The organism is Lentzea cavernae, assembly GCF_014653695.1.
GTDB classification, from domain to species: Bacteria; Actinomycetota; Actinomycetes; order Mycobacteriales; family Pseudonocardiaceae; genus Lentzea; species Lentzea cavernae.
Window position 1 is genome coordinate 541,911 of record NZ_BNAR01000001.1, and the last position, 12,423, is coordinate 554,333.

The following is a 12,423-nucleotide window of genomic DNA, read 5'->3' on the forward strand; positions in this document are numbered from 1 at the left end:
ACGGTATTCGATGATTCTTCGAATCGAATGGCGTCGAATCGACGAACGCCGCGATCGGTGTCGATCGCGGCGTTCGTCTCGTACGTGTCTTCAGATGTGGCCGAGCAGAGGAGGAGTCAGTCCTTGACCGGCTTCAGCATCGGCACCAGCGCCAACGCCGGCAACAACAGCAGCGGCACCACCAGCAGAGCCTTCAACACCCCCACCTCGTTCCCGAGGAACCCCACCAACGGCGGCCCAGCCAGGAACGCCGTGTACCCGATCACCGCGACCACACTCACCCGAGCCGCGGCCCGAGCCGGGTTGTCGGCCGCGGCGCTCATCCCCACCGGGAACCCCAGCGCCGTCCCGAGCCCCCACACCGCGACACCGGCGATCGCCACCCCGGGCGACCCCGCGAACACCGCCAGCGTCACACCGGACGCCGCCAGCACCATCGAGACGAGGATCGCCGGCACGCGGCCCCAGCGGTCCAGGGCGATGGTGCCGAAGATCCGGCCGAACGTCATGGTCGTGACGAACACGCCGAACACGAGGGCGCCCAGGGCCGGGTCGACCGTGTAGCCGTCGATGAACGCCACCGCCACCCAGTCGTTCGCGGTGCCCTCGGTGAACGCCAGCACCAGGACGAGCAGGCCGATGAGCAACGTGCGGGGTTCGCGCCACGCGGCCATGACGCCGCTGCCGCCGCCGTGTTCGGCCTCGCCGGCGAAGCGGTACGTGCGGGCGGCGACCAGGGTGCCGAGAGCGACGATCACGGCCACGACGCCGAGGTGTGCGGTCACGGGCAGGACGGCCCACGCGGCGAACGAGGCCATGCCCGCGGCGGCCACGGTGCCGAGGCTCCACATGGCGTGGAAGCGCGGCATCACCGTCTTGCCGAGGGCGCGTTCGACCTCGGCGGCCTCCACGTTCATGGCCACGTCGCACAGGCCCGAGCCGTAGCCGAGGGTGAAGATGCCGATGGCCGTGAGGACGGCCGACGGGTAGGCGCCGATGCCGATGCCGGCCACGGCGAGTCCCACCGCGACGGTCACGGCGGAGAGGGAGACCGTGCGCCGGGGCCGGAGGCGGTGGGTCACCTCGCCCGCGGTGAGCATCGCGAGGCAGGCGCCCGCGGACATCGACAGCAGCAGCAACCCCAGGGCTCCCGGGGTCAGGCCCAGGGCGTCGCGGGCGGCGGGGACGCGGGCGAACCAGGTCGCGACGGCCACGCCGTTGAGCCCGAACGTCACCGCCACCCCCGCCGCGGCGGCTCGGACCTGACTGCGTGGCACCGTGACCGACATCCCGGTCCCTCCCTTTCTCGATACGGAAGTACTTACCCCACACATGGAAGCGCTTCCACCGCAATACTCTTCTGATGACGGCTGAACGCACCGCCACGCTGGATGACGTGGCACGGGCCGCGGGCGTGTCCCGGGCCACCGCCTCACGTGTTGTCACGGGACAAGGACCGGCATCGCAACGCACCAGGGACAGGGTCACCGCCGCGGTGGCGGCCCTGGGTTACGTGCCGGACGCCTCCGCCCGCGCTCTGGTCACCCGCACCGGAACGCGGCTCGCCATCGCCGTCATCGGCCACACCGCGGCCGTGCTCGACGACCCGTACGTCGGGCGGGTGCTGACCTCGGCGGCGCACGTCGCCGCCGAGCGGGAGGTCGGTGTCTCATTGCACTGGCTACCCCTGAACGACCCCGGCTCACTCGCCCGGCTCGCCGACGGGCGCGGGCTCGGCGGGCTGGTGGTGGTGAACCCGACCCGGCCCGCGCTCGAGACCGTGCCGCGGGCCCTGCGGGGGCGGGTCGCCGCGGTCGGGGTCGGCGCGCGGCACGTGCCGTCGTTCGACGTCGACAACCGCTCAGGGACGGACGGCGTCGTGCGGCACCTGGTGCGCACCGGCCGCCGCCGGATCGCGATGGTCACCGGGCCGTCGTGGCTGCCGTGCGGTGATCGCGCGGTCGAGGCGTACCGGCAGGTGCTGCGCGAGAGCGGCGGCGAGCCCCGCGTCGTCCCCGGCGATTTCACCGCGCCGCGGGGTGCCGACGCGGCCATCGAGATCATGGCGCGGTGGCCCGACACCGACGCGGTGTTCGCGCTGAGCGACCTCACCGCGCTCGGTGTCCTCGACGGACTGCACGCGCTCGGCGTGCGGGTGCCGGGCGACGTGGCGGTCGCCGGGTTCGACGACATCGCGTTCGCGGGGCTGAGCCGGCCCGCGCTCACGACGAGCACGCACCCGGTGGAGGAGATCGCCACGGCGGCGGCACGGGCCGTGCTCGACCGCCGGGACACCTCCGGAGCGACGTTCTACCCCTCCGCCCTCGTCGTGCGGGACAGCGCGTGATCATCCGGTCGAACACGGCTGGTTGTTGAGCGAGAACGCCTCCGGAGCGGCGTTCCCGCTCCGCGCCGACCCGTTGAACCCGATTTCCACGGAACCGCCCGGCGCGATTCGGTTGTTGTAGTGAACGTTCACGGCGTCGACGGTTCCCCTGGACTGCCGGGGAGTCGCGTTCCACGTTTCCGTGACCACCTGTCCGCTGCCGAAGGTCCACCGCACCGCCCAGCCGTCGATCGGTGCGGTACCGGTGTTGCGCACGGTCACATAGGCCTGGAACCCGCCCGGCCACTGCCCCGCCAGGCGGTAGGAGACGGCACACGTCCGTGCGGGCGGACGCGGGGTGGTGGTCGTCAGCCGGGGCGGCGCCGGCGGAGGTGTCGTGGTGACGGCGGAAGAGGACGTGACCGCCGGGGCCTCGCAGGGCGGTCCCCACAGGCCCCGGTCGGCGGCGGCCGCCTCCGACTCGGCGGTCAGCAGCGGCCCGCCGTCGACGCCCTCCGCCCGCAACGCGCCCTGCCTCACCGCGAGCAACGCGTAGTCGGTGCCGTCCTCCAGCACCAGCTTGACGTCGCCGGAGAGCATCGGGCTGATGCGGACCGCACTGGCCAGCAACGTCGTCCTGGCGAACGACAGCGCGCCCGCCTCCCCGCACCCGGGAGGGGCAGCCAGCTGTGCGATCCGCGCCCTCGTGCCGTCCGCGAGCTCGACGGTGCGGCCGTCGACCACGTCCCGCACGAAGTGCAGCACGCTCTCGGACCGCACCTGCTCGTTGATCAGCGTCGGCGGTTTCAGCGGCACGCGGGTGGGCGGCGGCGGTGCCGGCGGCTCAGCGGAGCACCCCGCCAGCAGCGCCACCGCCGCGAGAAGACCGCTAACCGCGCGCAACGGCTGTCCAGCGCTGGTTGGCGCCCGAAGTCGCCTGATACGAACCAATCCTGGCACCGTCCTCACGCGACTCGCCGATCACGTCGAGCAGGCTACCCGTCAGAACGTTCACGAACGTCCACGTGCCGTCCCCGGTCGACGACAGCACCCACCTCGTGGCCGGGCCGTCCGCGGTCCCGAGCACGACGTCGGCGCCGTTCACCCCGATCCGCTGGCCCGTGGCGGTGTTGACCACGGAGAACTGGGCGCGGTTGTCGTAGCCGCCCGAACGCCGTTCCACGCGCCAGACCTGGTCCGCCGCGGCGGGGTCGGTGGTGCGCTGGACGAGCGAGGTGCCCGACGGGGCGAGGGACTTGCCGCTCTGCACGCCGGTGAGCCGGTGCTCACCGCCGAGCGCCGCCGCCCGGTTCACCCCGCTCACGCCGTTCACCTCGAACGTGGTGACCGACCTGGCGGGCACCGACAGGGTCGCCTGGCGGTTGTGCACGCTCACAGCGGCGCCCCTCACCAGCGCGCCGTGCTGGTCCGTGACGACCGGCCGGACCGACGCGCCGTTGCGCACCGACCCGAACGCCGACAGGTCCAGCGTCACGGACTGCGCCTGGTCGGTCTTGTTCAGGTGCACCACCGACTTCAGCTCGGTGTTGCGCACCGCCGCCACGTCGGTCGTGGTGTCGACCTTCACCAACCGGTCACCGGGCTTGACGAAGTGGGTGAAGTTCCGCAGCGCGTGGAACTTCGTGTTGACCCGCGCCGGGCAGGTCGCCAGGGTGTCGCCCGCCCCGCAGTCGAACGGGATCTGGATCACGCCCCAGTTCATGCCGTTCGGGGACTCCGCGCCGGGCTTCATGTTGTTGTAGTCCTCCACGGCCTGCCACAGCAGCCAGGCGCGCGGTTCCAGCTCGCGCAGGTCGTCGATGACGCGCTCGGCGATGCCGAGACCGGGGTCCATGCTCGTGAAACTCTGCCCGGAACCCCAGTGCCCGTCGACCTCGCTCATCCACAACGGCTTGCCCGCGCCCTTGGCGATGTCGCGGGCGGACGTGCGCCGTCCCGTGCCGTAGGTGTGCACGTTCAACTGGCCGACCTGCGCGCGGACCGAGGCCGGGTAGCCGGCCCAGTCGTCGGCGAAGATGCCGGGATTGGTCTCGTCCGGCGCCGACACCGCCGCCTTGAGCCTGGTGGCGCGCAACGCCTCCGCCATCGCGGGCACCACCTTCGCCTGCAGTGCCGGGCCGATGTGAGCGCCCTCCTGCCGTCCGCCCGTCGGGTTGCCGTCCGGGCCGAGCGTCGTGCGCCAGTACGAGGTGTTGGGCTCGTTGAACGGGTCGACGGTGGCGAACCTGATGCCGTGAGCGCGTTCCAGCTCCGCGGTCACCTGCGCGAGGTAGGCGGCGAAGTCGCCGATCCTGTCTTCCCGCAGCTGGTCCGCGTTCGGGTCGAAGCCGCCGGAGACGTAGCCGCTGACGGTCTGGAACCACGGCGGCGAGTTGCTGAACGACTCCCACCGGGTCACGTCCTGCTTGATCCGGTCGACCCACCAGCGCTGGCGCGGATCCGCCGCGGTGTCGAAGAAGCGCGGGTCGCCGGGCTTCCACCAGTCGGTGTCGGTGCGGGTGGTGCCCGCGGGGGCCTTCCACCAGCCCGGAACCGCGGCTCCCGCGCGCAGGTACTCCGGCACGTCCGGGGCGTTGCCGCCGCCCACGTTGTACCGGGCGATGTTGAGGTTCAGCCCGTCCTCGCCGAACAGCAGCTCCGCGAGCTGGTCGCGGATCTCGTCCGGGTAGCCGCCGGTCGCGTTGGCGAACCACACCAGGCTCGTGCCCCAGCCCTGGAACGGCTCCTGCTGGTAGGTCGGATCCGGCCGCACCGTGACGGCGTCGACGGCGGCCGTCGCCGGGACCGCGGTGGAGAGCGTGAGCGCCGAAGCGGCGATCAGAGCAAGAAGTCTGGTCATCGGTTCTCCGTTGAACGCGCGATGTTCACGCTAACATCTATCGAGAACCTACTGGCGCGTCAAGGTCCTGCCGGACGGAGGCGCGTCCGCCCGGCAGGACCTCCGGGAACGCCCGCCCCCTGCGGGGCGGCCGCTCGCTCGAACCCCGAGGAGAGTTACTTGAGCGAGCAGGTGGCGAAGCGCTCCAGTCCCTGTGGCCGCGCCTGCACGCGGCCGATGGCGATCGCGATCCGGTCCAGCGCGGCGGCGCGCTTGCTCGCCAACGGGCCGAGGATCGCGTTCTGCACGAAGTTCGGCCCGCCCTGACCGGCCGACGTGCGCAGCCGCTCGTTCGCCTCCGCCTGCTGCTTGCCGAGGTTCGCGAGTTCGCGGTCGACCTCGGCCCGCGCGGCGGCGGGAACGTTCTGCACCACGGGCGACGGGCATTCGACGGCCCCGCCCGCCACCGGAGCCGGCGCGTTCGAGCCGCCGGCAGCCGGTTTCGAGGTCGTCGGGGGCGCGGACACCGCGGGCGCCTGACCAAGGCCGCAGGTCGCGAACCTCTCCAGGCCCTCGGGCTTCTCCGCGACCCTGCCGATGGCGGTCTCGATGCGGTTGAGCGCCGCGACCCGCTTGCTCGCCAGCGGGCCCAGGATGGCGTTCTGCACGAAGTTCGGCCCGCCTTCACCGGCGGACGTGCGCAGCCGCTCGTTCGCCTCGGCGATCTGCTTGTCCAGGTTGGCCAGCTCCCGCTGCACCTCGGCCTGGGCGGCGGCGGGCGCCGCCGGGACGATCGGCTGTGGACAGACGATCGCGCCCGTCGCGGTCTCCCCGCCGGCGAAGGCGACGGCCGCGGTCACCGCCGTCAGCGTCGCGGCGACGGCCACCCCGGCCACGATCACCCGTTTGCTCCGTTGCGGTCGTGCATGCGCTCTCGACATAACCGAACCTCACGAGTAGGGGACGTTTTCTGCCGGCAAGAGGGAATACGGACCGGGAAAATGAAAGGTTCAACTACTTGTGAGCGTTCACAGCCGCTGGCATGCTCACTGATCATTCCGCAGTCCCGCACCTGCGAAGAACCGGGGAACAGCCATGCCATCGGCAGCCAGCGTCGTCCACGAGCAGCTTCCGCTTCGCGTCCACGGGGTGAACCTCAAGATCGCGTCCGTGCGCCGCGAGGGCTCGGGTGATCCGGTCCTACTCCTGCACGGCTTCGGCACGAGCAAGGAGGACTACCTCGACATCACCCACCGGCACGAGTTCGCGGGGCGCCCGTTCCTCGCCTACGACGCACCGGGGTGCGGCTCGACGGAGTGCGCCGACCTGGGGGCGATCGACCAGCCGTTCCTGGTGGAGACCGCCCGCGCGGTGCTGGAACGAGCGGGCATCGGCCGGTTCCACGTCGTCGCTCACTCGACCGGCGCGCTGACCGCGCTCCTGCTGGCGCACAAGGAACCTGGGCGGGTGCTGAGCTTCGTGAACATCAAGGGCGTGCTCGCACCCGAGGACTGCGTGCTGAGCAGGGAGGCGCTGAACCACCGCGATCCCGGCGACTTCCTCTTCAAGCTCGCCGAACGCAGCCGTGAATCGGCCTGTTACGGCGGCGGCCTGTACGCGGCGAACCTCCCCGGCAAGGTCCGCCGCGGCGCGGTGTCCAACTTCTTCCGGTCCATGGTCGAGCTCGCCGACCACGGCAACCTGCTGCGGAAGTTCCTCTCACTGCCCTGCCCGCGGATGTACCTCTACGGCGAGCAGTGCGCGGGCCTCTCCTACCTGCCGCTGCTGGACGCGAACGGGGTGGAGCTCGCGGAGATCCCGCACAGCGGGCAGCTCCCCATGTACTCCAACCCCGTCGCGATGTGGCGGCAGATCGCCGAGTTCCACGCGCGTCAGCTGATCCCCAGCGCCAGGCGGTGGTAGGCGGAGTTCCAGCGCAACCGGTCGGTGAACGACGCGGGAGTCGTCGCGGAGTCGATCAGCACCAGCTCCGTGGCGGCCATCTGCGCGAAGTCCCGCAGCACCTCGGCTCCGACGGCCTGCGTCATCACCGTGTGGTGCGGGCCGCCCGCGGTGAGCCAGCACTCGGCGGACGTCGAGAGCGACGGCGCCGGCTTCCACACCGCCCGCGCGACCGGCAGCTTCGGCAGCGGCTCGTCCGGCGGCACGACCGTGACCTCGTTGGCCACCAAGCGGAACCTGTCGCCCATGTCGGCCAGGCCGACCACGACGGCGGGGCCGGGTGCCGCGTCGAACACCAGCCGCACCGGGTCCTCCCGGTCGCCGATGCCCAGCGGGTGGATCTCGCAGGACGGCTGGTCCGCGGCGATCGTCGGGCAGACCTCCAGCATGTGCGCACCGAGGATCTTCGGCTCGCCCGGCCCGAAGTGGTAGGTGTAGTCCTCCATGAACGACGTGCCGCGGCCGGTGCCGGTGCTCATCGCCTTCACGGCGGCGAGCAGGGCGGAGGTCTTCCAGTCGCCCTCACCGCCGAAGCCGTAGCCGTCCGCCATCAGCCGTTGCACGGCGAGGCCCGGCAGCTGCCGCAGCCCGCCGAGGTCCTGGAAGTTCGTGGTGAACGCGCCGAAACCGCCGTCGTCCAAAAAGGACCTGAGGCCGATCTCGATGCGGGCGGCGTAGCGCAGGGACTCGTGCCGCTCTCCCCCGCGCGCCAGCTCGCCGGAGAGCCGGTACGCCTCCGCGTAGTCGGCGACGAGGAGGTCGATGCGGGCGTCGGGCACCGCGTCGACCACGGCCACGAGGTCGTTGACGCCGTAGGTGTTGACCGAGACGCCGAACCGCAGCTCCGCCTCGACCTTGTCGCCCTCGGTCACGGCGACGTCGCGCATGTTGTCGCCGAAACGGGCGAGCTTCAGGCCGCGCAGGTGCGCGACACCGGCGGCGGCGCGGGCCCAGCCGTCGATCCGCTCGGCCACCACGGGATCACTCGCGTGGCCCGCGACCGTCTTGCGCGCCACCCCGATCCTGGTCTGCACGTAGGCGAACTCGCGGTCGCCGTGCGCGGCCTGGTTGAGGTTCATGAAGTCCATGTCGATGGTGGACCACGGCAGCGCCTCGTTGAGCTGCGTGTGCAGGTGCAGCAACGGTTTGCGGAGCAGGTCCAGCCCGGTGATCCACATCTTCGCCGGGGAGAACGTGTGCATCCACGCGATCACGCCGACGCACGACGGGTCGTTGTTCGCCTCCTGCATGACCGCGCGGATGGCGCCGGAGTCGGTCAGCACCGGCTTCCACACGATCTCCGCGCTGATCCGGCCGGAGTCGGTGAGCATCCGCTGGATCTGCTGGGACTGGGCCGCGACCTGGTCGAGCGTCTCGGGGCCGTAGAGGTGCTGGCTGCCGGTGAGGAACCAGATCTGGGGCTTGTCCGCCATGTGCTCTCCTTCTGGGCTCACTGGCCGTAAACGTTCTGGTAGCGCTCGTAGAGCCGGTCGACGTGCTCTTTGTCGATCACGTCGGGCTTGCCGAGCTGGAGTGCGAAGTGGACGGTGCGGGCGACGTCCTCCAGCAACACCGCGGCCTTCACGGCCTTGAGGGCCGTCTCGCCGACGGTGAACGGGCCGTGGTTGCGCATCAGCACGGCCTTCGACCTGCTGGTGCTCAGGGTGTCCACGATGCCCTTGCCGATCGAGTCGTCGCCGATCAGCGCGAACGGCCCGACGGGGATGTCGCCGCCGAACTCGTCCGCGATCATCGTGAGCACGCACGGGATGGGCTCACCGCGCGCCGCCCACGCTGTGGCGTAGGGAGAATGCGTGTGCACCACACCGCCGACGTCCGGCATGTGCCGGTACACGTACGCGTGCGCCGCGGTGTCGCTCGACGGCGCCAGCTCGCCTTCCTTGAGCGTGCCGTGCAGGTCCGTCACGACCATCGCGTGCGGACCCAGCTCGTCGTAGGACACCCCGGACGGCTTGATCACCATCAGGTCGTGGCCGGGCACGCGTGCCGAGACGTTGCCCGCCGTCCAGCTCACCAGCTCGTAGCGGGTCAGCTCGCGGTGGAGTTCGGCGACCGTGCGGCGCAGCTCCGCGGTGGGCGACATCAGCTCTTCCCCTCCAGGGCGGCACGGCGGTATCCGCGCAGCCGGTGCATGACATCGTTGGCACCCCGGCCGAAGTAGTCGTGCAGCTCCTGGTAGTCGAGGAAGAGCCTTTCGTAGGCCTCGACGTTCTTCTGGTTCGGCAGGAACACGTTGCGGCGCACCGATCCCATCTCGGCGGCCGCCGCGCGGATGTCCACATAGGCGTCCGCGGCAACCGCGGCGTGCATCGCCGATCCGAGCGCGGGTCCCTGGGCCGAGCCGATCACCGACAGCGGCAGGTCCAGGACGTCTGCGTAGATCTGCATGAGCAACTGGTTCTTGGTGAGACCGCCCGCGATCACGAGCTCGGTGACCGGGACGCCCGCGTCGGTGAAGGTGTCGACGATGACCCGCGTGCCGAACGCCGTTGCCTCGAGCAGCGCGCGGTAGACGTCCTCCGCCTTCGTCGCGAGCGTCTGCCCGACGACCACACCGGACAGCTCGTGGTCGACGAGCACCGACCTGTTGCCGCTGTGCCAGTCGAGCGCGACGAGCCCGTGCTCGCCGACGTCCTGCCGCGCCGCCAGTTCCGAGAGCAGCTCGTGCACGGTGATGCCGCGCTCCGCCGCCTCCTCGTGGTAGCTCGGCGGCACCTGGTTGCGCAGGAACCACGCGAAGATGTCGCCGACGCCGCTCTGCCCGGCCTCGTACCCCCACAGCCCCGGCACGATGCCGCCGTCGACGACACCGCACATGCCCGGCACCTCGCGCAGCACGTCGCCGCTCATGACGTGGCACGTGGAGGTGCCCATGATCGCGACCATCTGCCCCGGCTCCACGGCCTGCGCGGCGGGCGCCGTGACGTGCGCGTCGACGTTGCCGACCGCGACGGCGATGCCTTCCCGGAGCCCGGTCCACCCGGCGGCCTGAGCGGTGAGGGTGCCCGCCTTGTCACCGAGCGCGGACAACGGGTGGTCGAGCTTGGCGCTGACGAACGTGGAGAAGGCGGGGTTCAGCTCGCTGAGGAACTCCTCCGCCGGGTACGCGCCGTCCTGGTGGATGCCCTTGTAGCCGGCGGTGCAGGCGTTGCGCGTGTACGTGCCGGTGAGCTGCCAGACGATCCAGTCCGCCGCCTCGACCCAGTGCTCCATGGCCGCGTAGACCTCGGGCGCCTCCTCCAGCACCTGCAGGCCCTTGGCGAACTCCCACTCCGAGGAGATGAGCCCGCCGTAGCGCGCGAGCCACGGCTCCGTGCGCTGCCGGGCCAGCTCGTTGACGCGGTCCGCCTGCGGCTGGGCCGCGTGGTGGCGCCACAGCTTCACGTAGGCGTGCGGGTTCTCCGCGAACTCCGGCAGATCGCACAACGGCGTGCCGTCGGCCGTGACCGGCACCATCGTGCACGCGGTGAAGTCCGTGCCGATGCCGATCACCTGCTCCGCGGAGATCCCGGCCGCCTCGACGGCCTGCGGGACGGCGGTGCGCAGGACGTCGAGGTAGTCGGCCGGGACCTGCAGCGCCCACTCCGGCGGCAACGGCTTGCCTGTGGCGGGCAGAACCTGGTCCACCACTCCGTGGCGGTAATCGTGCACAGCGGTGCCGAGCTCGGCTCCGTCGCGGACGCGCACGACCACGGCGCGGCCGGACAGCGTGCCGAAGTCGACACCCACCACGCACGCGTCGCGGTCGATCGTCATGTCAGTCACGACCTGAGTGTTATCGCTAACAATCTGCGAGTCAAGATGCACCCGATACATCGTGATTTCCCTGCGGACACGGGATTGTGCGCGAAGGTGAGCGCACGACAACGAAGACCGCTGCGGGGTGGTCGGCCGACGGGCTCCGCCGCGGCGAGTCGGTGGGCTCGGTCGTGGTGCGCTGGAGGGCCGCGGGCCTCGCCCCTGGCGGGCCGGCCACGGATGCAGCCGAGCACGGCGCGCCACGTCACCGGCCGCGACGCTCGGCGAGCGTCACGTCAGCCGCCGCGTCACCCGCTGAGCGTCGCGGACACGAGCCCTCGCGCCGCCCACCCGGTCCATCACCAGCCACACCGACCGACGACCAGCGAGCACCACAGCCGGAGCCCCTGCAGCAGTACTACCGTCAGCCAGCCGCCACCCGACCGGCGGGCGGCACGGCCGCGGTGGCTAGCGGGGCGGCGGGGCCACGCTGTTCCGCTTCACCAGCGTCGGCGCCACCGTGCGCCGCGGCCGGGTGGTCTCGCCGTCGCTGATCTGCTCGAGCAGCAGGCCGAGGGTCTCGTGGGCGACGGCGGCGAAGTCGGGGCGGACGGTGGTGAGCGGTGGGATGAAGTAGGCGGCCTCGGGAACGTCGTCGAAGCCCACGACGCTGACGTCGTGCGGGACGTTCTTGCCGCGTTCGCTCATCGCGCGCAGCACGCCGAGGGCGAGGTGGTCGTTCGAGCAGAACACGGCCGTGACCTCGGGCATCCTGGCCAGCATCTGGCCGGCGCGGTAGCCGGAGGCGGCGCTCCAGTCGGCTGCCACGACCGGTGGGACCTCGGCGCTGGTGGCGTCGAGGGCCGAGCGCCAGCCGTCGACCCGGCCTGCCGCGTCGAACCAGTCGGCGGGGCCGGAGACGTGCCACACCGTCTCGTGGCCCACGTCGATGAGGTGCTTCGTGGCTTCGAACGCGCCCATCGCCTGGTCGACGGTGACCAGCGGGGTCGGGCGGTCGGGGTCGCCGTCGACGGTGACGAGGGGGACGCCGGCGGGGACGTCGGCCAGGGCGTCGGCCGCCGAGGAGTTCGGGGCTATCACCACGATGCCCGCCACGCGCTGGTCGCGGTGGCGTTCCACGGCCGCGGCGATGGAGTCGCGGTCGAGGACCTTGACCCTGCCGACGCTCACCGCGAACCCGGCCTCGCCCGCCGCCTCCTCGAAGGCGGACAGCAGGGAGGCCGGGCCGTAGAGCGTCGAGTTCTGGGCGACGACGCCGATGAGCTGCGTCTTGCCGGTGACCAGTGCCCTGGCGGCGCGGTTGGGGCGGTAGTCGAGTTCCTTGATGGCCGCCTTCACGCGCAGGCGGGTCTGCTCGCGGACGTTCGGGTGGTTGTTGAGCACACGCGAGACCGTCTGGTGCGACACCCCGGCGAGTCGTGCGACATCGGTCATCGCGGGGTCACGCGAGGTCTTCTCCACTAGCGGTCTCCGATCCTTGATCTGCGCCGGTGATGTTAGCGATAACACCAGGTCG

At 71.3% G+C, this 12,423-nt stretch carries 10 protein-coding genes; 2 read left to right on the top strand and 8 right to left on the bottom strand.

The features are described 5' to 3' along the window. Positions 1-116: 116 nt before the first annotated feature. Positions 117-1,289, bottom strand: a complete 1,173-nt coding sequence (locus IE307_RS02465; RefSeq protein ID WP_191295772.1) for an MFS transporter — start codon at positions 1,287-1,289, stop codon at positions 117-119. Positions 1,290-1,363: 74 nt separating this feature from the next. On the opposite strand from IE307_RS02465, the gene IE307_RS02470 reads away from it, so the two are divergent. Next, positions 1,364-2,347, top strand: coding sequence for a LacI family DNA-binding transcriptional regulator (locus IE307_RS02470; RefSeq protein WP_191295773.1), 984 nt, complete (start codon positions 1,364-1,366; stop codon positions 2,345-2,347). On the opposite strand, the gene IE307_RS02475 is transcribed toward IE307_RS02470, so the two are convergent. The 3 genes from IE307_RS02475 to IE307_RS02485 form a co-directional block, all read right to left on the bottom strand. After that, positions 2,348-3,229, bottom strand: coding sequence for a cellulose-binding domain-containing protein (locus IE307_RS02475; protein WP_191295774.1), 882 nt, complete (start codon positions 3,227-3,229; stop codon positions 2,348-2,350). Beyond that, the gene (locus IE307_RS02480; RefSeq protein ID WP_191295775.1) at positions 3,216-5,186 is read right to left on the bottom strand and encodes a glycoside hydrolase; all 1,971 of its coding nucleotides are present in this window, start codon (positions 5,184-5,186) and stop codon (positions 3,216-3,218) included. Before IE307_RS02480 ends, IE307_RS02475 begins: the two co-directional genes overlap by 14 nt. Before the next feature lie 155 nt (positions 5,187-5,341). Continuing rightward, positions 5,342-6,067, bottom strand: a complete 726-nt coding sequence (locus IE307_RS02485) for a hypothetical protein (protein ID WP_229904312.1) — start codon at positions 6,065-6,067, stop codon at positions 5,342-5,344. Positions 6,068-6,260: 193 nt separating this feature from the next. On the opposite strand from IE307_RS02485, the gene IE307_RS02490 reads away from it, so the two are divergent. Beyond that, on the top strand, positions 6,261-7,088 hold the full coding sequence (locus tag IE307_RS02490) for an alpha/beta fold hydrolase (protein WP_191295777.1): 828 nt from the start codon (positions 6,261-6,263) through the stop codon (positions 7,086-7,088). Here IE307_RS02490 and araA read toward each other — a convergent pair. The 4 genes from araA to IE307_RS02510 all read right to left on the bottom strand — a co-directional run bounded on the left by araA (position 7,058) and on the right by IE307_RS02510 (position 12,341). Next, the gene (gene araA / locus IE307_RS02495) at positions 7,058-8,560 is read right to left on the bottom strand and encodes an L-arabinose isomerase (protein ID WP_191295778.1); all 1,503 of its coding nucleotides are present in this window, start codon (positions 8,558-8,560) and stop codon (positions 7,058-7,060) included. The two genes, IE307_RS02490 and araA, sit on opposite strands and share 31 nt — an antisense overlap. 17 nt (positions 8,561-8,577) lie before the next feature. Then, positions 8,578-9,231, bottom strand: a complete 654-nt coding sequence (locus tag IE307_RS02500; RefSeq protein WP_191295779.1) for an L-ribulose-5-phosphate 4-epimerase — start codon at positions 9,229-9,231, stop codon at positions 8,578-8,580. Next, positions 9,231-10,904 carry a ribulokinase gene (gene araB, locus IE307_RS02505; RefSeq protein ID WP_191296457.1) on the bottom strand — a complete coding sequence of 558 codons (1,674 nt, stop codon included), beginning with the start codon at positions 10,902-10,904 and terminating at the stop codon, positions 9,231-9,233. The genes IE307_RS02500 and araB overlap by 1 nt, the downstream gene beginning before the upstream one ends. Before the next feature lie 450 nt (positions 10,905-11,354). Beyond that, entirely contained in the window at positions 11,355-12,341 is a 987-nt protein-coding gene (locus tag IE307_RS02510) for a LacI family DNA-binding transcriptional regulator (protein WP_191296458.1), read from the bottom strand. Positions 12,342-12,423: the final 82 nt, after the last annotated feature.

Bases quoted from the DNA above. Each gene is read 5' to 3' on its own strand.
- IE307_RS02490 (WP_191295777.1), top strand. From the start codon at position 6,261: ATGCCATCGGCAGCCAGCGTCGTCCACGAGCAGCTTCCGCTTCGCGTC.
- IE307_RS02465 (WP_191295772.1), bottom strand. From the start codon at position 1,289: ATGTCGGTCACGGTGCCACGCAGTCAGGTCCGAGCCGCCGCGGCGGGG.
- IE307_RS02480 (WP_191295775.1), bottom strand. From the start codon at position 5,186: ATGACCAGACTTCTTGCTCTGATCGCCGCTTCGGCGCTCACGCTCTCC.
- IE307_RS02500 (WP_191295779.1), bottom strand. From the start codon at position 9,231: ATGTCGCCCACCGCGGAGCTGCGCCGCACGGTCGCCGAACTCCACCGC.
- araB (WP_191296457.1), bottom strand. From the start codon at position 10,904: ATGACGATCGACCGCGACGCGTGCGTGGTGGGTGTCGACTTCGGCACG.
- IE307_RS02510 (WP_191296458.1), bottom strand. From the start codon at position 12,341: ATGACCGATGTCGCACGACTCGCCGGGGTGTCGCACCAGACGGTCTCG.
- IE307_RS02470 (WP_191295773.1), top strand. From the start codon at position 1,364: ATGACGGCTGAACGCACCGCCACGCTGGATGACGTGGCACGGGCCGCG.
- araA (WP_191295778.1), bottom strand. From the start codon at position 8,560: ATGGCGGACAAGCCCCAGATCTGGTTCCTCACCGGCAGCCAGCACCTC.